The sequence below is a fragment of the Streptomyces sp. NBC_01451 genome (assembly GCF_036227485.1).
Taxonomy (GTDB): domain Bacteria; phylum Actinomycetota; class Actinomycetes; order Streptomycetales; family Streptomycetaceae; genus Streptomyces.
Genome location: NZ_CP109479.1, coordinates 2,389,974 through 2,411,427 on the forward strand (window position 1 = coordinate 2,389,974; position 21,454 = coordinate 2,411,427).

General features: G+C 71.1%; 22 protein-coding genes. 5 read left to right on the forward strand and 17 right to left on the reverse strand.

Annotated elements, in window-relative coordinates; translation table 11 throughout:
- Positions 1-173: 173 nt before the first annotated feature.
- From truB to rimP, 7 genes are all read right to left on the reverse strand, one after another.
- Positions 174-1,082 carry a tRNA pseudouridine(55) synthase TruB gene (gene truB, locus OG595_RS10055; RefSeq protein ID WP_329270181.1) on the reverse strand — a complete coding sequence of 303 codons (909 nt, stop codon included), beginning with the start codon at positions 1,080-1,082 and terminating at the stop codon, positions 174-176.
- A complete protein-coding gene (gene rbfA, locus OG595_RS10060) occupies positions 1,079-1,540 on the reverse strand; it encodes a 30S ribosome-binding factor RbfA (protein ID WP_164418579.1) in 462 nt (153 codons plus the stop codon). The genes truB and rbfA overlap by 4 nt, the downstream gene beginning before the upstream one ends.
- Positions 1,541-1,618: 78 nt before the next feature.
- Entirely contained in the window at positions 1,619-1,912 is a 294-nt protein-coding gene (locus OG595_RS10065) for a DUF503 domain-containing protein (RefSeq protein WP_044472747.1), read from the reverse strand.
- 222 nt (positions 1,913-2,134) lie between these two features.
- Positions 2,135-5,317, reverse strand: coding sequence for a translation initiation factor IF-2 (gene infB, locus OG595_RS10070; protein ID WP_329270186.1), 3,183 nt, complete (start codon positions 5,315-5,317; stop codon positions 2,135-2,137).
- 147 nt (positions 5,318-5,464) lie between these two features.
- Positions 5,465-5,743, reverse strand: a complete 279-nt coding sequence (locus tag OG595_RS10075) for a YlxR family protein (protein ID WP_079054056.1) — start codon at positions 5,741-5,743, stop codon at positions 5,465-5,467.
- 101 nt (positions 5,744-5,844) lie between these two features.
- On the reverse strand, positions 5,845-6,891 hold the full coding sequence (gene nusA, locus OG595_RS10080; protein WP_329270190.1) for a transcription termination factor NusA: 1,047 nt from the start codon (positions 6,889-6,891) through the stop codon (positions 5,845-5,847).
- A gap of 2 nt (positions 6,892-6,893) precedes the next feature.
- Positions 6,894-7,424: a ribosome maturation factor RimP gene (rimP, locus tag OG595_RS10085; RefSeq protein WP_329270193.1), complete on the reverse strand. Its 531-nt coding sequence runs from the start codon at positions 7,422-7,424 to the stop codon at positions 6,894-6,896.
- Positions 7,425-7,639: 215 nt separating this feature from the next.
- Here rimP and OG595_RS10090 point away from each other — a divergent pair, with 215 nt between their 5' ends.
- The 3 genes from OG595_RS10090 to OG595_RS10100 are packed head-to-tail and all read left to right on the forward strand — an operon-like array spanning position 7,640 to position 9,668.
- Entirely contained in the window at positions 7,640-8,191 is a 552-nt protein-coding gene (locus tag OG595_RS10090; protein WP_329270195.1) for a hypothetical protein, read from the forward strand.
- Complete coding sequence (locus tag OG595_RS10095; RefSeq protein ID WP_329270198.1) at positions 8,188-8,703, forward strand: ferritin-like domain-containing protein; 516 nt, start codon at positions 8,188-8,190, stop codon at positions 8,701-8,703. The genes OG595_RS10090 and OG595_RS10095 overlap by 4 nt, the downstream gene beginning before the upstream one ends.
- Before the next feature lie 41 nt (positions 8,704-8,744).
- Complete coding sequence (locus tag OG595_RS10100) at positions 8,745-9,668, forward strand: aminoglycoside phosphotransferase family protein (RefSeq protein ID WP_329270201.1); 924 nt, start codon at positions 8,745-8,747, stop codon at positions 9,666-9,668.
- Positions 9,669-9,696: 28 nt separating this feature from the next.
- Here OG595_RS10100 and OG595_RS10105 read toward each other — a convergent pair whose 3' ends face one another.
- Genes OG595_RS10105 through OG595_RS10120 form a run of 4 tightly spaced genes read right to left on the reverse strand, consistent with a single transcriptional unit; the run spans position 9,697 to position 12,713 of the window.
- The gene (locus OG595_RS10105; RefSeq protein ID WP_329270203.1) at positions 9,697-9,912 is read right to left on the reverse strand and encodes a ferredoxin; all 216 of its coding nucleotides are present in this window, start codon (positions 9,910-9,912) and stop codon (positions 9,697-9,699) included.
- A gap of 1 nt (position 9,913) precedes the next feature.
- Positions 9,914-11,134, reverse strand: a complete 1,221-nt coding sequence (locus OG595_RS10110; RefSeq protein WP_329270205.1) for an NADH-ubiquinone oxidoreductase-F iron-sulfur binding region domain-containing protein — start codon at positions 11,132-11,134, stop codon at positions 9,914-9,916.
- Complete coding sequence (locus OG595_RS10115; protein WP_329270208.1) at positions 11,131-11,724, reverse strand: ferric reductase-like transmembrane domain-containing protein; 594 nt, start codon at positions 11,722-11,724, stop codon at positions 11,131-11,133. The genes OG595_RS10110 and OG595_RS10115 overlap by 4 nt, the downstream gene beginning before the upstream one ends.
- Entirely contained in the window at positions 11,721-12,713 is a 993-nt protein-coding gene (locus OG595_RS10120) for an FAD:protein FMN transferase (protein WP_329270210.1), read from the reverse strand. The genes OG595_RS10115 and OG595_RS10120 overlap by 4 nt, the downstream gene beginning before the upstream one ends.
- 15 nt (positions 12,714-12,728) lie before the next feature.
- Here OG595_RS10120 and OG595_RS10125 point away from each other — a divergent pair, with 15 nt between their 5' ends.
- Positions 12,729-13,115, forward strand: coding sequence for a hypothetical protein (locus OG595_RS10125; protein WP_329270211.1), 387 nt, complete (start codon positions 12,729-12,731; stop codon positions 13,113-13,115).
- Between the two features lie 106 nt (positions 13,116-13,221).
- Here the strand turns inward: OG595_RS10125 and OG595_RS10130 are convergent, their stop codons facing one another.
- From OG595_RS10130 to dxr, 6 genes are all read right to left on the reverse strand, one after another.
- Positions 13,222-14,928, reverse strand: a complete 1,707-nt coding sequence (locus OG595_RS10130; protein ID WP_329270213.1) for a proline--tRNA ligase — start codon at positions 14,926-14,928, stop codon at positions 13,222-13,224.
- 96 nt (positions 14,929-15,024) lie between these two features.
- Complete coding sequence (locus OG595_RS10135) at positions 15,025-15,600, reverse strand: GNAT family N-acetyltransferase (protein ID WP_329270215.1); 576 nt, start codon at positions 15,598-15,600, stop codon at positions 15,025-15,027.
- Positions 15,601-15,743: 143 nt separating this feature from the next.
- The gene (locus OG595_RS10140) at positions 15,744-16,598 is read right to left on the reverse strand and encodes a GNAT family N-acetyltransferase (protein WP_329270218.1); all 855 of its coding nucleotides are present in this window, start codon (positions 16,596-16,598) and stop codon (positions 15,744-15,746) included.
- A gap of 273 nt (positions 16,599-16,871) precedes the next feature.
- Positions 16,872-18,029, reverse strand: coding sequence for a flavodoxin-dependent (E)-4-hydroxy-3-methylbut-2-enyl-diphosphate synthase (ispG, locus tag OG595_RS10145; protein WP_329270220.1), 1,158 nt, complete (start codon positions 18,027-18,029; stop codon positions 16,872-16,874).
- 202 nt (positions 18,030-18,231) lie between these two features.
- The gene (locus OG595_RS10150) at positions 18,232-19,524 is read right to left on the reverse strand and encodes a M50 family metallopeptidase (RefSeq protein WP_329282777.1); all 1,293 of its coding nucleotides are present in this window, start codon (positions 19,522-19,524) and stop codon (positions 18,232-18,234) included.
- A gap of 8 nt (positions 19,525-19,532) precedes the next feature.
- Positions 19,533-20,798 (reverse strand): 1-deoxy-D-xylulose-5-phosphate reductoisomerase, encoded by a 1,266-nt coding sequence (gene dxr / locus OG595_RS10155; RefSeq protein ID WP_329270223.1) that lies wholly within the window; start codon positions 20,796-20,798, stop codon positions 19,533-19,535.
- 154 nt (positions 20,799-20,952) lie between these two features.
- On the opposite strand from dxr, the gene OG595_RS10160 reads away from it, so the two are divergent.
- Positions 20,953-21,405 carry a lamin tail domain-containing protein gene (locus OG595_RS10160; RefSeq protein WP_329270227.1) on the forward strand — a complete coding sequence of 151 codons (453 nt, stop codon included), beginning with the start codon at positions 20,953-20,955 and terminating at the stop codon, positions 21,403-21,405.
- Positions 21,406-21,454 lie beyond the last annotated feature (49 nt).

Consider the following 21,454-nt stretch of genomic DNA (forward strand, 5'->3'; position numbering starts at 1 on the left):
TCACTCCGAGCGCCTGCCCGGACGGGTGAATGAAGGGTGAAGGATGGACACACCTCTGGGTGGGGGAACCGAGGGGGGAACCGTGGAGCGGCGGGAACGTGTCCCCGTGATCGCCGCTCCACGGCTCGGAACCTCTTCGGACCTCGTCGGACCAGGTGGGACCTCGTCGGACCTCAGACGAAGACGGCGAGGCTCTTCGCCTTGCCCTTCTCCTCCTCCACCAGGGCGAGGAACTGCCCGGTGGGGTCGAAGACGGCCACAGCACCCGCACCCGTGTACTGCTCGGGCATCTCCAGCCGTACGCCGTTCGTCAGCAGCCGCGCCCGCCGCTCGTCCACGTCCCAGCGCGGGAACGCGGCGGTGGCCGCCTCGGCGATCGGCATCACCGTCAGCTCCTGCTGCAACTGGTCGAGCGTCCGGGCGCCGTCCAGCTTGTACGGGCCGACCCGCGTCCGGCGCAGCGCGGTGAGGTGACCGCCGACCCCGAGATCGGCGCCCAGGTCCCGGGCCAGCGCACGGATGTACGTACCGGAGGAGCACACCACCGACACGACCAGGTCGAGTACGGGGGTGCCGTCGGCGGCGACGGCTTCCCGGACGTCGTACACCGCGAAGGAGGAGACGGTGACCGGGCGGGCCGGGATCTCGAACTCCTCGCCCTCACGGGCCCGTTTGTAGGAGCGCACGCCGTTGATCTTGATGGCGCTGACCTTGGACGGCACCTGCATGATGCGGCCGGTCAGCTTGGCGACGCCGGCGTCGACGGCCTCGCGGGTGACCCCGGAGGCGTCGGTGGAGGAGGTGATGTCCCCCTCGGCGTCGTCGGTGAGCGTGTTCTGTCCGAGGCGGACGGTGCCCAGGTACTCCTTCTCGGTCAGCGCGAGGTGGCCGAGGAGCTTGGTCGCCCGTTCCACTCCGAGGACGAGCACGCCCGTGGCCATGGGGTCGAGGGTTCCGGCGTGTCCGACGCGGCGGGTCCTGGCGATCCCGCGCATCTTGGCGACCACGTCGTGCGAAGTGAAGCCCGACGGCTTGTCGACAATGACAAGCCCGTCGGGCGTCCTGGTGTTCTTCTGCGTCATTCGGCGGTGTCGTCCGTCCCTGCGGTGTCGTCCTCGTCGTCCGGCTTCTTGTACGGGTCCGCGTCACCGGCGAACGCGGCGCCCGCGGACGCCTGGCGCACCTGCTCGTCGGACGCCCGGGCCTTGTCGAGGAGGTCCTCGATCTTCTTGGAGGTGTCCGGGAGCGCGTCCGCGATGAAGGTCAGGGTCGGCGTGAACTTCACGCCCGCGGCCTGACCGACGGCGGAACGCAGGACGCCCTTGGCACTCTCCAGGCCGGCGGCGGCTGCTGCCCGGTCCTCGTCGTCGCCGTAGACCGTGTAGAAGACGGTCGCCTCCCGGAGGTCCCCGGTGACCCGGGTGTCCGTGATGGTGACGTGGGTGCCGAGCCGCGGGTCCTTGATCCCGCGCTGCAGCTTCTTGGCCACCACCTCTCGGATGAGGTCAGCCAACCTCTTCGCCCGCGCGTTGTCGGCCACTGGTCCGTCTCCCGTTCTTTCTGTTCCGCGGTTCTGCGGTTCTGCGGTTCTGCGGTTCTGCAAGTCATTCGTCCGGTGTCAGTCGTCGTCGCCGTGGAGGCGCCGTCGTACGGACAGCAGTTCCACCTCGGGGCGCCCGGCCACCAGTCGCTCGCACTGGTCCAGCACATCGGTGATGTGCCCCACGTCCCCGGCCACGACCGCCAGGCCGATGCCGGCTCTTCGGTGCAGGTCCAGGTGTTCGACCTCGGCCGCGCTCACCGCGTACTTGCGCTGGAGCTCGGCGACGATCGGGCGGACGACGGAGCGCTTCTCCTTCAGCGAGCGTACGTCGCCGAGCAGGAGGTCGAAGGACAGAGTCCCCACGTACATGTGTGTATCCGGATGACCCGCCGGTGCGGGATCGATGGCCCCGCCGACGGTGTGGGCGGGGACATCAAGAACCGTACAACGAACGGGGCGGTCGCTCGACGGGATTGTTCCCGCCCCCGCCGCCCCGGCCCGTCGCGTCCCCGGGGGCACTGCCCCCGACAAAGGCCAGGCTGGCCGGCGGGGACTTCTCCCCGCCGGCCAGCCTGATCACACACAGCCTGCTCAGCCGCGCGGCTTCTCCCGCATCTCGTACGTCGCGATGACGTCGTCGACCTTGATGTCGTTGAAGTTTCCGAGGTTGATACCGCCCTCGAAGCCTTCGCGGATCTCGGTGACGTCGTCCTTGAAGCGACGCAGACCGGAGATGGTGAGGCTCTCCGCGATGACCTTGCCATCGCGCAGCAACCGCGCCTTGGTGTTGCGCTTGACCTCGCCGGAGCGGACCAGCACACCGGCGATGTTGCCCAGCTTGGACGAGCGGAAGACCTCGCGGATCTCCGCCGTGCCGAGCTCGACCTCTTCGTACTCCGGCTTGAGCATGCCCTTGAGGGCCGCTTCGATCTCCTCGATGGCCTGGTAGATCACCGAGTAGTACCGGACGTCCACGCCTTCGCGCTCCGCCATCTGTGCCGCGCGGCCCGCAGCGCGGACGTTGAAGCCGATGACGATGGCGTCGGAGCCGGTCGCCAGGTCGATGTCCGACTCGGTGACGGCACCCACACCGCGGTGCAGGACGCGGATGTCGACCTCTTCGCCGACGTCGAGCTGGAGCAGCGAGGACTCGAGAGCCTCCACCGAACCGGACGCGTCGCCCTTGATGATGAGGTTGAGTTCCTGCACCAGACCGGCCTTGAGGGCCTCGTCCAGGTTCTCCAGGGAGAACCGGACACCCCGGCGGGCGAAGTTGGCGTTGCGCTCGCGCGCCGCCCTCTTCTCGGCGATCTGACGCGCCGTGCGGTCCTCGTCGACGACGAGGAAGTTGTCGCCGGCGCCCGGGACGTTGGTGAGACCGAGGACGAGGACCGGGGTCGAGGGACCCGCCTCTTCCACGTTGTCGCCCTTGTCGTCGAGCATCGCGCGGACACGGCCGTACGCGTCGCCGACCACCATGGTGTCGCCGACCCGCAGGGTGCCTCGCTGGACCAGGACGGTCGCGACGGCGCCGCGGCCCTTGTCCAGGTGGGACTCGATCGCGATGCCCTGCGCGTCCTGCTCCGGGTTGGCCCGCAGGTCGAGCGAGGCGTCCGCGGTGAGGACCACGGCCTCCAGAAGAGCCTCGATGTTGAGGCCCTGCTTGGCGGAGATGTCGACGAACATCGTGTCGCCGCCGTACTCCTCGGCCACCAGACCGAACTCGGTGAGCTGACCGCGCACCTTGGTCGGGTCGGCGCCCTCGACGTCGATCTTGTTGACCGCGACCACGATCGGCACACCGGCCGCCTTGGCGTGGTTCAACGCCTCGATCGTCTGGGGCATCACACCGTCGTTGGCCGCCACCACGAGGATCGCGATGTCGGTCGACTTGGCACCACGGGCACGCATGGCGGTGAACGCCTCGTGACCGGGGGTGTCGATGAAGGTGATGCGACGCTCTTCGTCGTTGACGACGGTCGCGACCTGGTACGCACCGATGTGCTGCGTGATACCGCCGGCCTCGCCCGCGACGACGTTCGTCTTGCGGATGGTGTCGAGAAGGCGGGTCTTACCGTGGTCGACGTGACCCATGACGGTCACGACCGGCGGACGCGCGACGAGGAACTCCTCGCCACCCTCGTCCTCGCCGAACTCGATGTCGAAGGACTCGAGCAGCTCGCGGTCCTCCTCCTCGGGGCTGACGATCTCGAGGACGAAGTTCATCTCGTCCGCGAGGAGCTTCAGCGTCTCGTCGGAGACGGACTGCGTGGCGGTGACCATCTCGCCGAGGTTCATCATCACGCCGACGAGCGACGCCGGGTTGGCGCCGATCTTCTCGGCGAAGTCGGTCAGGGAGGCACCACGCGACAGGCGGACGGACTGTCCGTTGCCGCGCGGCAGCATCACGCCGCCGACCGACGGGGCCTGCATGGCCTCGTACTCCTGGCGCCTCTGCCGCTTCGACTTGCGACCGCGACGCGCGGGACCACCGGGACGGCCGAAGGCGCCCTGCGTGCCACCACGGGCACCCGGACCACCGGGACGGCCACCGAAGCCGGGACGACCGCCACCGCCACCACCGGGACCACCCGGACGACCGGCGAAACCGCCGCCACCGCCACCGGGACCACCGGGACGACCGGCGAAACCGCCACCGCCGCCACCGGGACCGGCCGGACGGCCGGCGAAACCGCCGCCACCGCCACCGGGACGACCGCCTGCACCGCCACCGGGACCACCGGGACGACCGCCGCCGCCACCGGGACCACGGCCACCAGGGCCGCCACCGGGACGCGGGCTGCCCGCAGCGGGACGCTGCGGCATCATGCCGGGGTTGGGACGGTTGCCACCGGGGCCGCCACCGGGACGCGGAGCGCCACCGGGACCACCCTGCGGACGAGGCATGCCGCCCGGGCTCGGACGCCCGCCACCCGCACCCTGCGGACGGGGAGCGCCCTGGCCGCCGCCGGCGCCCTGCGGACGCGGAGCGCCGCCGGGAGCACCGGGGCCACCCTGGCCGCCGGGACGCGGGGCACCGCCCGGACGGGGCGTCTGCGGACGCGCCATCCCGGTGGAACCACCGGACGTGAAGGGGTTGTTGCCCGGTCGAGGACCGGCCGGACGGGCACCGCCGGGACGCGGAGCGCCCTGGCCGGCCGGACGCGGGGCGCCCGGACGTTCACCGCGGCCCTGGCCACGGTCCTGACCGCGGTCCTGGCCCTGACCCTGCCCCCGGTCCTGACCGGGACCCGAGGGACGGGCGCCGGGACGCGGGGCACCCGGACGGGCACCGGTGCTGGGACGCGGAGCCTGTGCGGCGGCCGGAGTGACCGGGGCCGACGGCGGAGCGGTGAACTCCGGCGCGGCCGGCGCGGCGACAACCGGCTTCGGCGCGGGCTTGGGGCCCGGCGTCGGACGTGAGCCCTGGGCGGCCGGGGCGGCCGGAGTGACCGGGGCGCTCGGCGCACTGGGCGCGACGGGAGCCGCGGGGCTCTCCGCCACGGCGGGCTTGGGAGCCGGCGGCCGCGGGGCAGCCGGACGGGCCGACTGCGCCGGGGAGGGCGCGCCGGGCTTGGGAGCCGCCTTGCGGGGGGCGCCGGGCTTGGCGCTGCTCCCGCCCTGGAAGGCGTCTGTCAACTTGCGTACTACTGGCGCCTCGATCGTCGAGGATGCCGATCGGACGAATTCACCGAGTTCCTGGAGCTTGGCCATGACAGCCTTGCTCTCCACCCCGAACTCCTTGGCGAGTTCGTATACCCGGACCTTAGCCACTTCGCTCCTTTTAGGTCCGGGTTGCGGCCGGACCGTCGCTACTTCATGGGCGTACTCATCGCGTGCTCATCGAGTGCTCATCGCAATCTCGACCTACTTCCAACTCGCGGGGGTACCAGAGCCGCACGGGGTTCCGCGCGACACGTTTTACGGTGTTTCCTGCTCGACGTACCGGCGCAACGCCACCACGTCGAGCGCTCCCTGGACACGCAGTGCCCGTGGAAATGCCCGGCGGCGGACCGCCAGGTCGAGGCAGACCAGGGCGGGATGCACGTACGCACCCCGGCCGGGCAGCGTACCGCGATGATCGGGGACGCATTCACCCTCGACCGCCACGATGCGCAGCAGATCCTTCTTGGCCGCTCGCTCCCGACACCCCACACAGGTGCGTTCAGGGCATACGCGGGCACGCGTCCGGCCAGACACTCCTAAGTCTACCTCCCCGCAGCGACCTCACCCCTTTGGGGCAAGAATCGAACGGCTGTTGTCGTGATCTCAGCCACCTGCGGCTTGGATCTATTCCCCCGCTAGTCCCGGGGCTGGCGAGCGGGCCGCTCGGACGACCGTTCGGACGGCCGCTCGGAGGACCCTTCGGACGGCTGCTCGGTGTCCGGGCGGATGTCGATCCGCCAGCCGGTCAGCCGGGCCGCGAGCCGGGCGTTCTGGCCCTCCTTGCCGATCGCCAGCGACAGCTGGTAGTCGGGGACCGTCACGCGCGCGGAACGGGTGGCGAGGTCGACGACCTCCACCTTGTTGACCCGGGCCGGGGACAGCGCGTTCGCCACCATGTCGGCCGGGTCGTCCGACCAGTCGACGATGTCGATCTTCTCACCGTTCAGCTCGGCCATGACGCTGCGCACCCGGCTGCCCATGGGGCCGATGCAGGCCCCCTTGGCGTTCAGGCCGCTGCGCGTCGACCGCACGGCGATCTTCGTGCGGTGGCCGGCCTCACGGGCGATGGCCGCGATCTCGACGGAACCGTCCGCGATCTCGGGCACCTCCAGCGCGAAGAGCTTCTTCACCAGGTTGGGGTGCGTGCGCGAGAGGGTGACGGACGGACCGCGCACGCCCTTCGCCACACGGACGACGTACGACCGCAGCCGCAGCCCGTGCGTGTAGGTCTCCCCGGGGACCTGCTCCTGCACCGGCAGGATGGCCTCCAGCTTGCCGATGTCCACGAGCACGTTCTTCGGGTCGCGGCCCTGCTGGACGACACCGGTGACGATGTCGCCCTCGCGGCCCGCGTACTCGCCGAGCGTCGCGTCGTCCTCGGCGTCCCGCAGGCGCTGCAGGATCACCTGCTTGGCGGTGGTGGCGGCGATCCGGCCGAAGTCCGACGGCGTGTCGTCGAACTCGCGGGCCTCCTGCCCCTCCTCCAGCTCCTGGGGGTCCTCCTTCGCCCACACGGTCACATGACCGGTCTCCCGGTCGAGCTTCACGCGCGCCTGGCGGCGGCTTCCCTCGGTGCGGTGGTAGGCGATGAGGAGGGCCGACTCGATCGCCTCGACCAGCAGGTCGAAGGAGATCTCCTTCTCCCGCACCAAGCCCCGCAGGGCACTCATGTCGATGTCCACGGCTACGCCTCCTCCTCTTCCGTCATGTCCTGCTCGTCCAACTTCTCCTGCTTGTCCTTGCGGTTGAACTCGACCTGGACGCGGGCCTTGTCGATGTCGGCGAAGGCGAGCCGGCGGGCGGTGGCCTTCCGGCCCTTCACGCCCGGCACTTCGAGGTCCATGCCGTCGTCGTCCACGGTCAGGATCCGGGCGACCACTTCGCCGCCGCCCTCGGTGAGCTGGAACCTCACCAGCCGCTCGACGGCACGGACGTAGTGCCGGTGCTCGGTGAGTTCGCGCTCGGCGCCGGGGGTGCCGACCTCCAGGGTGTACTCCCCCGCGCCCATCGCGTCCGTCTCGTCGAGTTTCGCCGAGAGCGCGCGGCTCACATCGGCGATCGCGTCCAGATCGGCGCCGTCGTCGGAATCGACGACGACCCGCAGCACTCTCTTGCGTCCGACGGAATCCACTGCGATCTCTTCGAGATCGAGACCCTGCGAGCTGACGAGCGGCTCCAGGAGCTCTCGAAGCCTCTCGCTCTGGGTGGTGCTCATCCGGGTGACTCCTCGGCCGCGTGTGCTGTTGTGGGTATGTCGCGTGTCAGGTCAAAGGGTATCCGGTCCCAGGGGGTGTTGCCGTCCACCGGGACGCCACCCGTCGCCCGGCTGCGCCGGTGGCGGGCGGCGGGCCGGGGCGCGGGTACGGTGATCACGGGCGTGCTGCCCTTCCCTGGTGTCCCGTTCGTACGAGCCCTCCGAGGACGACTGCCGTGCCGTTCCCCCCACCGTCGCGCACCCCGCTGGGAGCCCCTCCCGGTCCACGCCGAAGGACCTTGCTCGCGTCGGCCGCGGGCGCCGCCCTCCTCGTGGGCTGCACCGCCGAACCCGACACGACGGCCACGAGCGCCGGCAGCCCGTCGGTCGCCGAACGCACACGCGCGCGTGCGGAACGCGACAGCGCGGGGCTCGTACAGCAGTACGACGCGGCGATCGCCGCGTTTCCGGCACTGGCGGAGCGGCTGTCGGAGCTGCGGGCGGAGGTCGTACGGCACGCGGAGTCGTTCGGCGGCGGCGAGCCGACACCCACGCCGACGCCCACGCCCACAGCCACGCCCACCACGGCATCCGCGTCCCCTTCGGCTTCTGCGGCGCCGCGGAGTGAGCGGGAGGCCCTCGCCGGCCTCGCCGCCGCCGAGCGGACCCTCGTGGACCGGCGCACGAAGGCGCTCCTGGAGATGCCGGGCGAGCTGGCGCGGCTGCTGGCCTCGGTGGCGGCTGCCGGGGCCGCGCACGTGTATCTGCTGACGGAGGGCGCGAAGTGAGCGGGGCGAAGTCGAACAGGACCGAGAAGGGCCGGAAGGCCGAGAAGGACTCTGCCGAGCTGACCGCCCTCCAGGCCGCCCTCGGCGCCGAGCACGCGGCGGTGTACGGGTACGGAGTCGTCGGCGGGCTGATCGGCGAGGCCCGCCGGACCGAGGCGCGGGCCGCCTACGACGCCCATCGGGCCCGGCGCGACGAGCTGGCGCGCGCGGTGCGGAACCTCGGGGGCACGCCGGTGGCCGCGGCGGCCGGGTACGCCCTGCCGTTCCCCGTGTCGGACTCGGACGGCGCCGTCCGTCTCGCCGCCGAGCTGGAGAAGCGGGTCGCCGGGGTGTACTCCGACCTGGTCCGGGCAACCGGGGGCGATCGGCGCCGGACGGGCGCCGAGGGCCTGCGGGAAGCCGCGGTGCGGGCGGTGCGGTGGCGGGGCGGGAGCGTACCCTTCCCTGGTCTTGCCGAGCGGTCCGGCTCCGCGTCGGCACCGGCCACGGCGTCGGCGACACCCACGGCGTAGCCCGTCCCGCATCCCGCGTACCGGAAGGAAACGACTCGCGCATGGCTTTCGAACCGCCGTCCCGTCTGGTGAGGGCGCTCCGCGAGACGCGACCCGACGGTGACGACTGGCTGGCGCGGCTGCCCGTGATGGCTCAACAGGCCGTGGATCTACGCGTGTTGACCGTGGAGCGGGTGCAGGTTCCGGGCGGTCGCAGCAGCCTGGTGGTGCTGGTGCGGCGGGCTGACGGTACGCCCGCCGTCCTGAAGCTGGCGCCGCGCAGGGCCCGGCCGGAGAGCGAGCGGATGGCGCTGGCGCACTGGGGCGGGGCGGGTGCGGTGCAGTTGCTGGAGCCGGCGGACGGTTCCGGCGGTCTCAGCGGCGAGGGTGTGCTGCTGCTGGAGCGGCTGCATCCGGATGTGTCGGTGCGGTCACTGCCCGAGGCGAAGGCCCTGCTGGAGGCGGCGGGAACGCTGCGGCGGCTGTGGGTCGAGCCGCCCGCCGGCTCGGAGGCGGTGTTCGAGACGGTGGCCTCGCGGACCGGGCGGCAGGCCGAGGCGATGTCGGCGAGCGCCGGTACGGACTCCGAGGTGGCGACCCTGGTCGAGGCGGCGCTCTCCGCGCGCGAGGAGTTGCTGGTCGCGCCGCCCGAGACACGGTTGCTGCACGGTACGTTCCGGCAGAGCAAGGTGTTGGCCGCGGAGCGGGTGCCTTGGCTCGCGGTGGGGCCGGATCCGGTGGTCGGTGAGTGCGCGTTCGATTTGGCGCGACTGGTTCGGGATCGGGTGGAGGACCTGATCGGGTCGTCGTCGGGGGCGGGCATCACCCGGCGGCGGGTGAAGCGGCTCGCCGAGTCGCTGGACGTGGATCAGGAGCGGCTGCGGGGGTGGACGCTGTTCAGGGCTGTGGAGTCGGGGGTTCGGGCGCTTCGGGTGGGGCGGCCCAAGGACGCGGAGTTGTTGCTGGAGTTCGCCGGGTGGCTCTGAGGACTTGCCGTCCCGCGCCCCGGGCAGGTCACCCGACCGTGAGTCCGAGGGCCAGGACGGGACAGTCGGCCGCCGCTCTGCGGGCTCGTTTCAGCGTGCGGGCGGGGATCGGGGTGCCGTCGACGAGTGGGTAGCCCCATTCGTCCGGCGTGATGTGTTCCGGGAGCAGTTCGGCGCACAGGCCGTGGGCCTTGCAGGACGTCCAGTCGATGTCGATCGTCGTCGTCTCGTGGCTCTGGGGCATGTCAGCTCCTCTCGTCGGGCACGGGCAGCAGCGGGGTCGCATCCGTCGCCGTGCAGTAGCCGGTCGCGTGGGCGTCGAGTTCGGTGGCGAAGGTGGTCAGGGCCGAGCGGACCAGACGGACCGTGCCGTCGGGGTGATGGCAGGCTCCGCGGCCCTCGACGAGGCCGGCCCAGCGGGCGACGTCCGCGCGGACCGTGCCCTGGGGCCCGGGGGCGGCCAGGGTCTGGAAGGCGGCGGCGATCCGGGGCAGGCCGTTGAGACAGGGGCCGCACCGACCTGCCGACTCCAGGGCCAAGTACCGCAGGACGCGGGCGGTTTCGGCGAGGCCGCAGTGGTCGGCGGGCAGTACGGCGAGCACACCCGCACCCAAATGCATCGTGTCGAGCGGGAGTTGGGCCGCCTCAGGGGCCGGTATCCAGGTGCCGTGGTAGCCACCGACGAGGACCGAGTCGGCGGGACCCAGTGGCAGCAGCCTCCCGATCGGCATCCCGAACGGGGCCTCGACGACCCGTACTTCACGCCCGGGCACATGCACCGTGCAGAGCGCGCTGCCGGGTTCCGAGGGCGTACCGGCGGCCCGGAACCAGTCGGCGCCGTAACGGGCGATCAGCGCCAGGTGGGCCAGCGTCTCGACGTTCTGGACGAGGGTGGGGGCCCGGTGCACCCCGCGCTCCCGCACCGGCGGGCGCTGGTGCTGCGGAAGGGCGGCGCCACCCGACACGTACGAGGCGAGCGCGGAGGACTGGCCGGACAGGAACCGCCTGGGGACCCGGACGACCTTGACGGACAGCGGGTCGCGACGGCGCTCGGCGAGGGCGGCCTCCAGATGGCTCGCGCCCGCCTCCACCGCGAGGTACGCCTCTGCGGCACCGACCGCCTCGGCCGCCAACTGGAGCCCGTCCAGGACGAGATGGGGTGAGAGATGCAGCAGCGTCTTGTCCTTGCGGCTCGCGGGCTCGCCCTCGGCACCGTTGGCGACGACCACCGGGGCACGGCCGGTCCGGCGGCCGGCGTCGGCCACGGAGACGAGTTTGCGGTAGGTGGCGAAGGCGGCTCCGCCGCGGCCGGTGAGGCCCGACTCGGCGACGGAATGCAGGAGTTGGGGTGGGTTGCCGTAAGAGACGGGCCCGTAGCGCTGCTCGTGGGTGGTGAGGTCGGCCGGGGCGCCGCCGGGAGCCAGGAGGCGGGGCGACATGAGGACCTCGGTGTACGTGGCGGTCATGAGCGGGCCCCTTCGAGCGTGCGTTCCGGTGTGTGGAGCAGGGCTGCCGGGGTCCGGCGGGAGGCGCGTGCCGCATGGGCCGTGCGGATGCCGAAGGCGAGGAGCACGGCGGCGACGCAGGACACGGTCAGCCAGGTCATCCAGTCGGCTCCGGTGTCCGTGCCGATGCCGATGCCGTGGACGAGGGCCACCGGCCAGGAGACGTACGCGAGCCAGTGCACGGCACGCCAGGTGCGGTGGCCGAGGCGGGCGCGCAGGAGGCTGGTGACCAGTACCGCGAGCATCAGGTCGAGGGCGACCGTGCCGAGGCCCAGCCAGAGGGGCTGGTAGTCGGAGACGAAGGGGACGAGGGCGTCGAGGGGGGTGATGTCGACGTATCCGTCGATCACCGCGGCGGCTATGTGGAGGACGAGGAAGGCGGTGGCGGAGAGGGAGAGGGTGCGGTGGAGGCTCACGGTGCCGAATCTGGGGAGACCCGGGAGCCTGCCTCTCAGCCTCACGGCGATGCCGAGCAGGACGACGACGGTGAAGAGGACCAGGCATACGGCACCTGTCGCCCGGTTGGCGTACCAGAGGGTTTCCGAGGTCACGCCGGCCCCCCTTCGGGCTGCACGGGCTCGTCCCCGATCACCGGAAAGGCGGGAGCGGGCCAGCCCGGCGTCGTCACGACCGTTCCGTCCCTCGCCACCAGCCTCGCCGGGAGGCCCAGCCCCGTCAGCCAGCGTTCCGCGCCCGGGCCCTTCACCAGGGCCGCCGTGGTCGCCGCGTTGGCGTCGGCGCAGTTGGCCGCCGCCACGGAGACCGTGCGCCAGGGGGTGCGGGCGGGGAGGCCCGTGGCCGGGTCGATGATGTGGTGGAGGGTGTGCTCGCCCCGGCGCCAGTGGCGGGCAGCCGTGCCGGAGGTGGCGAGGCCGCCGCTGTGGAGGCCGATCGTGGCGTACGGGCCCTGGGCGGGCGGTGCCTCCGCCGGGCCGGTGACGTCCTGGACGCGGATGCGCCAGCCGCCCGCCGGGGGTTCGCCCGCGACCGCCGTGTCGCCGCCCAGGCTCACCAGGACTCCGCACCCGGCGGCCCGGGCGAGTGTTCGCGCGGCCCGGTCGGCGGCCCAGGCCTTCGCGGTGGCGCCCAGGTCGAGTCGGATGCCGGACGGGACGGTGACCGTGCCGGTCGCGCGGTCCAGATGTATCCGGCGCCAGCCGGGAACGCGCCGCACGCTGAGCCGTACCGGGCGGTCGTCCTCCTGGACGAGGGTGAAGTCGCGGTCGTAGCCGAGCGCTTCCAGCGCCGAGCCGACCGTCGGGTCCACGGCTCCGTCGGTCGCCTCGGCCGCGCGCAGGGCCACTGCCAGGGCCTCGGCGAGCAGCGGGCTGACCAGGGTCGGGCGGCCGTCGCTGTCGTCCAGGGCGGAGAGTTCGGAGTCGGCGCGGAAGCGGCTGCAGGTGGCGTCGACCTCGGCCAGATGGCGGGCCAGGAGAAGGTTGCAGGAGTCCAGCAGGGCCGGGTCGGTGGTGACGAGCCGGACGCTGGTGCCGAGGGCACGCCAGTCGGCGGCGGCCGTGGGGCGGACGGCGGTGGTCATCACGACGCCCCCGAGGTGGAGTCGGCGGAGCCGCTGGAGTCGGAGGAGGTCAGGCCGTCCGAGGAGGACTGGAGGCCGGCGGACGAGCTGTCCGACGTGGACGAGTCCGTCGACGAGGAGGAGGTGTCCGTGCTGGTGTCGGTACTCGTGCCGGTGTCGGTGCTTGAGCTGCTGTCCGTGCTTGAGCTGGTGCTCGAACTGGACGTCGAGTCCGAGGTGCTGCTCGCGGTCGTCGCCGCGTCCGACTCCATCGTGCCGACGAGGGCGAACATCCCGGCCGCCGCGGCCAGCGAGACCGCCGCCGCCACGGCCGCCGTGCGCCGTACCCCTCTGCGCACCGCCGCGGCGGCTCCCCGATCCTGCTCCCTGACCGTCATGGCCGTTCCCCTCCGTAGGACGTGACTCTGTGTCACGCCCTACGTTCGGGGACCAGCCTGAGAGAAGTCTGTGAGGCGCCCATACGCCTCCCGAGAACTCTCTGAGAGCCGGATTTAAATCACGCGCGTCGTCAGGCGGTGGCGGTCAGCCGGGCGATCGCTTCCTCGACCGTCAGTTCCTCGCGCTCGCCCGTCCGGCGGTCCTTCAGTTCGAGGACGCCCTCGGCCGAACGGCGGCCCGCCACCAGGATCTTCGGTACGCCGATCAGCTCGGCGTCCGTGAACTTGACGCCCGGGGAGACCCCGGCGCGGTCGTCGACCAGGACGCGGGCGCCGGCCGCGGCCAGCTTGTCGGAGACGTCGAGGGCCAGTTCGATCTGGAGGGCCTTGCCTGCGGCGACGACGTGGACGTCGGCCGGGGCGATCTCCTTGGGCCAGCACAGGCCCTGCTCGTCGGCGTGCTGCTCGGCGAGGGCCGCGACCGCGCGGGAGACACCGATGCCGTACGAGCCCATGGTCACGCGGACCGGCTTGCCCTGCTGGCCGAGGACGTCGAGGCTGAGGGCGTCGGCGTACTTGCGGCCGAGCTGGAAGATGTGGCCGATCTCGATGGCGCGGTCCAGCTTGAGGCCGGTGCCGCAGGCCGGGCAGGGGTCGCCCTCCTGGACGACCACGGAGTCGATGTACTCGTCGACCTCGAAGTCCCGGCCGGCGACAACGTTCCTCGCGTGCACGCCCGCCTTGTTGGCGCCGGTGATCCACGCGGTGCCGGGGGCGACGCGCGGGTCGGCGAAGTAGCGGACCTTCTCCAGACCCTGCGGGCCGACGTAACCGCGTACCAGGTCGTCGCGGCCCGTGAAGTCCTCGGCGGTGACGAGTTCGACGGCGGCGGGCGCGAAGTGCGCCTCGACCTTGCCCAGGTCGACCTCACGGTCACCGGGGACGCCGATCGCGACGATCTCGCCGTCCACCTTGATGAGGAGGTTCTTGAGGGTGGCGGAGGCGGGGACCTCCAGGTACGCGGCGAGCGTCTCGATGGTCGGGGTGTCGGGGGTGGGGATCTCTTCGAGGGCCGGGACGGCCGACCCGTCCACCGGCTGGAGCGCGTACGTGATCGCCTCGGTGTTGGCGGCGTAGTCGCAGTTGGGGCAGTCCGCGAAGGTGTCCTCGCCGGCGGCGGCCGGGGCGAGGAACTCCTCGGACTTGGAGCCGCCCATGGCACCCGCGGTGGCGGCGCAGATGCGGTAGTCGAGGCCGAGACGCGCGAAGATCCTCTGGTACGCCTCACGGTGCAGGGCGTACGACTTGGCCAGGCCCTCGTCCTCCGTGTCGAAGGAGTACGAGTCCTTCATCAGGAACTCGCGGCCCCGCAGGATGCCGGCGCGCGGGCGGGCCTCGTCGCGGTACTTGTTCTGGATCTGGTAGAGGATCACGGGCAGGTCCTTGTAGGACGTGCACTGGTCCTTGACCAGGAGGGTGAAGATCTCCTCGTGGGTCGGGCCGAGGAGGTAGTCGCCGCCCTTGCGGTCGTTGAGGCGGAACAGCTCGGGGCCGTACTCGTCCCAGCGGCCGGTCGCCTCGTAGGGCTCCCTCGGCAGCAGGGCGGGCAGCGTGACCTCCTGGGCGCCGATGGCGTCCATCTCCTCGCGGACGACGCGCTCCACGTTGGCCAGGACCTTCTTGCCGAGCGGCAGCCAGGACCACAGACCGGCGGCGGTACGGCGCACATAACCGGCCCTGACCAGGAGCTTGTGGCTGAGCACCTCGGCGTCGGCGGGGTCGTCACGCAGTGTCTTGACCATCAAACGGGACATGCGCTGGACCTGGGCCTGGGCCATGATTCTCGACTCCTGCTGCTTAAGGGTGATGGCAGGAGGTTAGCCGGGGGGTGCGGGACGGTGGAAATCGGTACGCCCGCGCCCGGCAGCCAGTCCTTATCGGTGGCGCAGCGGAAGCGGGGCGCCCATCACCGCGTACGGCTTCGGGGCGCTGGGGAAGAGGACCTGGCGGGCCAGGTCCTCGTAGCCGAGGGAGTGGTAGAGGCCGCGGGCCGGGCTGTCGGTGTCGATCGCGGAGAGGATCGAGCGGGGTTCGGCGGCGGTGCCGGTGATGGCGGTGATCAGGGCGCGGCCGACGCCGATGTTCTGGGAGGTCGGGTGGACGTGCAGCTCGGTGATCACGAAGGAGCCGTCGAGCCAGGCGTCGTGGCCCTGTCTGCGCAGGTACGGCTCGACGACGGTGGACCACCAGTGCGTACGGTCGTTCGGCATGCCGTACACGAACCCGGCGAGCCGTCCCTCGGGGGTGGTCGCGCCGAGCGCGCGGGCCCCGGGATAAGTGAGATGCCGCAGGACGATCTGCCTGCGTACGGCGACCTCGTCGGGGCCGAGCCCGAACGCCACGGCCTGGACGGCGAGCGCCTCGTCGACCCGGGCGGCGAGGTCGAGGGGGCCGACGACCACGTCGTGGGGGCGGCGGTGACGGTGGTCCTGACCGGGGAAGCGCGGCATGCCGGGAGACTACAGGGGGTGCGCAGCGTCCTCGCGGGGCGTGGGCCGGATGTGGCTGACCCCCACTCCCCCGGACCACCCGGACAACGGCGGCCGTTTCAGCACAGAACGCTTCAGCTCAGAACGCTTCGGGACAGGAATCCTCAGAACAGGACGCTCATGAACGCGCCGACTTCCTGGAAGCCCACCCTCAGATACGTCCGGCGGGCCGGGGTGTTGAAGTCGTTCACGTACAGGCTGACCACCGGGGCCACGTCCGCGAGGGCGTAGCGCAGTACGGCGGCCATGCCGGGGGCGGCGAGGCCCTGGCCACGGTACTCGGGGGCCACCCAGACGCCCTGGATCTGGCAGGCCTGCGGGGTCGCGGCGCCGATCTCGGCCTTGAAGGCGACCTTGCCGTGCTGGTCGAGGCGGGCGAAGGAGCGGCCGGAGCCGACCAGCTCGGCGACCCTGGCCTGGTAGAGGAGGCCGCCGTCGCCGGCGAGTGGCGAGATTCCGACCTCCTCGGTGAACATCGCCACGCACGCCGGCATGATCGTCTCCATCTCGTCCTTGAGGACGCGGCGGACGTACGGATCCGGGGTGATGAGGGCGGGGTCGGGCAGCCGGTCGGTCACCATGAGCGGCTGGTGGCGGCGGACTTCCCTGGCCGGGCCCCAGCTCGGTTCGAGCAGCCGCCACAGCTGGGTGGTGGCTTCGGCGGGGCCGACGATGGAGGAGCAGCGGCGGCCCGCCCGCCTGGCGCGGTCGGCGAAGGCGCGTACGGCACGCGGGGTGGCGCAGATCGGAACGAGGTTGGCGCCCGCGTAGCAGAGGCTGGTGAGCATGCCGTCCTCGTACCAGCCCCACATCTCGCCGCCGAGGCGCCAGGGGTCGAGGCCTGCCACCTGGACACGGGACGTCACGAAGGCGTTCGCGACCGGCTCGCGGCCGAGGACAGCGAGCGCGGCGTCCAGGTCGCCCGGGTCGAGCACCCGGGAGGTGGTCTGCGTCAACACGTACGGGGCCTCACCAATGCGGTCTGCTGATCTCCGCACTGTACCTGCGGAAGCCGAGCGGCGTCGCCCCGTGGGTGGGTGCCGCTCGCTTGCCGTCACCGGGGGCTGCGCCCCACGGACCCCCCTCTTCGGCCCTTAAAGGGCCTCGTCCTCAAAGCCGGACGGGCTGGGAATACCGGCCCGCGCCGGCATTTCAGCCTCTCCGGCGTTTGAGGAGCGGGGTCCGGGGCGGAGCCCCAGAAGGATGGGACCGGTAGGGGCGGCGGGCGCGAATCAACCCGCGACGGACACCGAGGGCTCCCCGGAGGCGATCCCGTCCGCCTCCATCTGTTCGGCGATCTTCAGTGCTTCCTCGATGAGGGTCTCGACGATCTTCGACTCGGGGACCGTCTTGATGACCTCGCCCTTCACGAAGATCTGCCCCTTGCCGTTGCCGGAGGCGACGCCGAGGTCCGCCTCGCGGGCCTCGCCGGGGCCGTTCACCACGCAGCCCATGACCGCGACGCGCAGCGGAACCTCCATGCCCTCCAGACCGGCCGTGACCTCCTCGGCCAGCTTGTAGACGTCGACCTGGGCGCGCCCGCACGACGGGCACGACACGATCTCCAGGCCGCGCTGGCGCAGGTTCAGGGACTCCAGGATCTGGTTGCCGACCTTGATCTCCTCGACCGGCGGTGCGGACAGGGATACCCGGATCGTGTCGCCGATGCCCTCGCTGAGCAGCGCGCCGAAGGCGACGGCCGACTTGATCGTGCCCTGGAAGGCGGGACCGGCCTCGGTGACGCCCAGGTGGAGGGGGTAGTCGCAGGCCTCGGCGAGCTGCCGGTAGGCGTTGACCATGATCACCGGGTCGTTGTGCTTGACGGAGATCTTGATGTCCCGGAAGTCGTGCTCCTCGAAGAGCGACGCCTCCCACAGCGCCGACTCGACGAGCGCCTCCGGGGTGGCCCTGCCGTACTTCTGGAGCAGTCGCCTGTCGAGCGAACCGGCGTTGACGCCGATGCGGATCGGCGTGCCGTGGTCCTTGGCGGCGCGCGCGATCTCCTTGACCTGGTCGTCGAACTGCTTGATGTTGCCGGGGTTCACCCGCACCGCGGCACAGCCGGCCTCGATCGCGGCGAACACGTACTTCGGCTGGAAGTGGATGTCGGCGATCACCGGGATCTGCGACTTGCGCGCGATCGTCGACAGGGCGTCCGCGTCGTCCTGCGTGGGGCACGCGACCCGCACGATCTGGCAGCCGGACGCCGTCAGCTCGGCGATCTGCTGGAGCGTGGCCCCGATGTCCGACGTACGCGTCGTCGTCATCGACTGCACCGACACCGGCGCGTCTCCGCCCACCGCCACCGAACCGACCTGGATCTGTCGGCTCTTCCGGCGTTCGGCGAGCTTGGTCGGAACGGTCGGCATGCCGAGAGAAATCGCAGTCATGTGCTGTGCAACCCCAAGTTGTGGTTCAAGGTCCGGCCCCGGGAACAACGGGCTCCAGGCTTCGAGATTACGGCACAGGCCCAGACCCGAGCACATCCAGCGCCTAAACCCACTCATTGGGGAACGGCCGGGCACAGCGAGGTCCTTCCGCTGTGCCCGGCCGTAGTGAATCCGCCGTGAATCCGTGGGAAATCCCGTGTGGCTAGGAGATTCGCACGGGGTTGACCACGTCCGCCACCAGGACCAGCAGGGTGAAGCAGATGAAGAGTCCCGCCACCACATAGGCGACCGGCATCAGCTTCGCCACGTCGAACGGGCCCGGGTCCGGGCGCTTCAGCACCTTCGCCGTGTTCCGTCGCAGCGACTCCCACAGGGCGCCCGCGACATGGCCGCCGTCGAGGGGCAGCAACGGGAGCATGTTGAACAGGAAGAGGGACAGGTTGAAGCCCGCCACCAGCATCAACGCCATCGCCAGCTGCTGGGTCGGCGGGATGTCCAGGGTGAAGATCTCGCCGCCCACGCGGGCCGCGCCGACCACGCCCATCGGAGAGTCCGAGGCGCGTTCGCCGCCGTCGAAGGCCGCGTTCCACAGGGCGGGGATCTTGCCGGGCAGGCTCGCGATGGAGTCGACGGCCTCGCCCATCCGGTCGCCCATCCAGGTCACCGAGTCGCCGAAGTCCTGGCGGACGATGCCGTTGGCCGCGCTGAAGCCGAGGAAGCCCGCCGTGACGTACTCGCCCTGGACGATCTGGCCGCTGGAGTCCTTCTTCGCGACCTGGTTCGTGGCGATCTTCGCGTGGAGGGTGACCTGCTCGCCCTTGCGCTCGACGACGATCGCCACCTCCTTGCCGGGGTTCGCGCGGATCTCGTCCGAGAGCTTGTTCCAGGTGTCGACCTGGACCCCGCCGAAGGAGAGGATCTTGTCGCCCGCCTTGAGGCCGGCCGCCGCGGCCGGGGAGGCCGCGTCGGTCTTGCGGCAGGCGTCCCGGCCCTCGCTCTGGGCGATGACGCACTGGGAGACCGAGCTGACGTCGGTGGTCTGCTGCGAGACGCCGAAGCCCATGAGGACGATGAGGAAGAGTGCCACCGCGAGGATCAGGTTCATGAACGGGCCCGCGAACATCACGATGACGCGCTTCCACGGCTTGCGCGTGTAGAACAGGCGCTTCTCGTCGCCCGGCAGGATCTCCTCGAAGGACTGGGCGCGCGCGTCCTCGATCATCCCGCGCCAGGGGGAGGTCGAGCGGGCCTCTATCCGGCCGTCCGGGCCCGGCGGGAACATCCCGATCATGCGGATGTAGCCGCCGAACGGGATCGCCTTGATGCCGTACTCGGTCTCACCCTTGTTGCGCGACCAGATCGTCGGGCCGAAGCCGACCATGTACTGCGGGACGCGGATGCCGAAGAGCTTCGCGGTGGAGAGGTGGCCCAGCTCGTGCCAGGCGATCGACACCAGCAGGCCGATCACGAAGACGACTATGCCCAGGACCATCATCAGTGTCGTCATGCACGGGCCTCCGCCGTTGTCTTCGTCTGTTGTGTCAGTTCCCGGGCCCTCGCCCGTGCCCAGGACTCCGCTTCAAGGACGTCCGCGACGGTCAGGGAAGTTCCCGTACGAGGGGTGCCGTGCTCCTCGACCACCCGGGTCACGGTCTCCATGATTCCGTTGAACGGTAGCCCGCCGCTCCGGAACGCCTCGACGCACTCCTCGTTCGCCGCATTGAACACCGCGGGGGCCGTGCCCGCGAGCTGCCCGACATGCCGGGCGAGGCCGACCGACGGGAACGCCTCGGTGTCGAGGGGGAAGAACTCCCACGTCGACGCCCTGCTCCAGTCGAACGCGGGTGCCGCGTCCGGGACGCGCTCCGGCCAGCCGAGGCCGATCGCGATGGGGCCGCGCATGTCGGGGGGCGTGGCCTGGGCCAGTGTCGATCCGTCCGTGAACTCAACCATCGAGTGGACATACGACTGGGGGTGCACGACCACCTCAATGCGGTCGAAGGGAATGTCGTAGAGGAGGTGTGCCTCGATCACCTCCAGGCCCTTGTTGACGAGCGTCGCGGAGTTGATCGTGATCACCGGGCCCATCGCCCAGGTGGGGTGCGCGAGCGCGTCCTCGACCGTCACGTCCGCCAGCTGTGCCTTCGTACGGCCGCGGAAGGGGCCGCCGGACGCCGTGACCACGAGTTTGCGCACATCGGACCGGGTGCCGGCCGCCAGGGCCTGGAACAGGGCCGCGTGCTCGGAGTCGACCGGGATGATCTGGCCCGGTTTGGCGAGCGCCTTGACCAGCGGGCCGCCGACGATGAGCGACTCCTTGTTGGCGAGCGCGAGGGTGCGGCCCGCCTCCAGGGCGGCGAGGGTGGGGGCGAGGCCGATGGAGCCGGTGATGCCGTTCAGCACGGTGTGGCAGCCGGAGGCGGCGAGATGGGTGGCCGCGTCCGGTCCGGCGAGGATCTCGGGGAGCGGCTCCCCCGTGCCGTATCGCGTGCTCAGCGCCTCACGCAGGGCCGGTACGGCGTCCTCGCGGGCCACCGCGACCGTGCGCACGCGGAGCTGGTGCGCCTGCTCGGCGAGGAGCTCGACCCGACCGCCCGCGGCGGAGAGCCCGGTGACCCGGAAGCGGTCCGGGTTGCGCAGCACCAGGTCGATGGCCTGGGTGCCGATCGACCCGGTGGAACCGAGGATCACCACGTCCCTGGAGCCGTCTCCGGCCACGGGGTCGAAGACGAGGTGCGGGTCTGCGAGTGGGGCTGGACTGTCGGTCATCCCTCCATTGTGGCCGCTGCCACCGACAGTGAGGACAGGGCACCCCCGGTGGAGTGTCCATAGGTGAAACCCACATAAAGATCGTGTGATAACACTTCTTTCCTGGCTGGTGGACGACCGGCCAGTCGTGGACGAAATCCTTGGGGGGATCTCGATGCGCATTCGACGCACAGCCCTGCCCGCACTCGCGGGCGCCGTGGCTCTGACCGGCGCGGTTCTCAGCACTCCGGCCGAGGCGGCCGGCGGGGTGGTCATCCGGCACGTGTGGTTCGACAGTCCGGGCTCGGACAACGGCTCGAACGCCTCCCTCAACGGGGAGTGGGTGGAGATCAAGAACACCAGCTCCGCGTCCATCTCCCTCAGGGGCTGGATCCTGAAGGACGTCGCCAACCACAAGTACACCTTCGCCAATCTGAAGATCGGCGCGGGCAAGACCATGAAGATCCGCACCGGCAAGGGGACCGACAGCGCGGCGACCAAGTTCCAGAAGCGTTCCTGGTACGTCTGGAACAACACCAGCGACACGGCGATCCTGACGAGAGCGAACGGGTCGAAGGTCGACGACTGCAAGTGGACGACCAGCGACCCGAGCGACAAGTACTGCTAGCTGCGCCGGCCGGGCGGTCCGTTGTCCGCGGATCGGCACAGCCCCGCGC

What these genes read in the sequence shown, in the direction of transcription:
- truB (WP_329270181.1), bottom strand. Translation starts at nt 1,082, where the DNA reads ATGACGCAGAAGAACACCAGGACGCCCGACGGGCTTGTCATTGTCGAC.
- OG595_RS10065 (WP_044472747.1), bottom strand. Translation starts at nt 1,912, where the DNA reads ATGTACGTGGGGACTCTGTCCTTCGACCTCCTGCTCGGCGACGTACGC.
- rimP (WP_329270193.1), bottom strand. Translation starts at nt 7,424, where the DNA reads ATGAGCACCACCCAGAGCGAGAGGCTTCGAGAGCTCCTGGAGCCGCTC.
- OG595_RS10100 (WP_329270201.1), top strand. Translation starts at nt 8,745, where the DNA reads ATGGCTTTCGAACCGCCGTCCCGTCTGGTGAGGGCGCTCCGCGAGACG.
- OG595_RS10105 (WP_329270203.1), bottom strand. Translation starts at nt 9,912, where the DNA reads ATGCCCCAGAGCCACGAGACGACGACGATCGACATCGACTGGACGTCC.
- OG595_RS10110 (WP_329270205.1), bottom strand. Translation starts at nt 11,134, where the DNA reads ATGACCGCCACGTACACCGAGGTCCTCATGTCGCCCCGCCTCCTGGCT.
- OG595_RS10120 (WP_329270210.1), bottom strand. Translation starts at nt 12,713, where the DNA reads ATGACCACCGCCGTCCGCCCCACGGCCGCCGCCGACTGGCGTGCCCTC.
- OG595_RS10130 (WP_329270213.1), bottom strand. Translation starts at nt 14,928, where the DNA reads ATGGCCCAGGCCCAGGTCCAGCGCATGTCCCGTTTGATGGTCAAGACA.
- OG595_RS10135 (WP_329270215.1), bottom strand. Translation starts at nt 15,600, where the DNA reads ATGCCGCGCTTCCCCGGTCAGGACCACCGTCACCGCCGCCCCCACGAC.
- ispG (WP_329270220.1), bottom strand. Translation starts at nt 18,029, where the DNA reads ATGACTGCGATTTCTCTCGGCATGCCGACCGTTCCGACCAAGCTCGCC.
- OG595_RS10150 (WP_329282777.1), bottom strand. Translation starts at nt 19,524, where the DNA reads ATGATGGTCCTGGGCATAGTCGTCTTCGTGATCGGCCTGCTGGTGTCG.
- dxr (WP_329270223.1), bottom strand. Translation starts at nt 20,798, where the DNA reads ATGACCGACAGTCCAGCCCCACTCGCAGACCCGCACCTCGTCTTCGAC.
- OG595_RS10160 (WP_329270227.1), top strand. Translation starts at nt 20,953, where the DNA reads ATGCGCATTCGACGCACAGCCCTGCCCGCACTCGCGGGCGCCGTGGCT.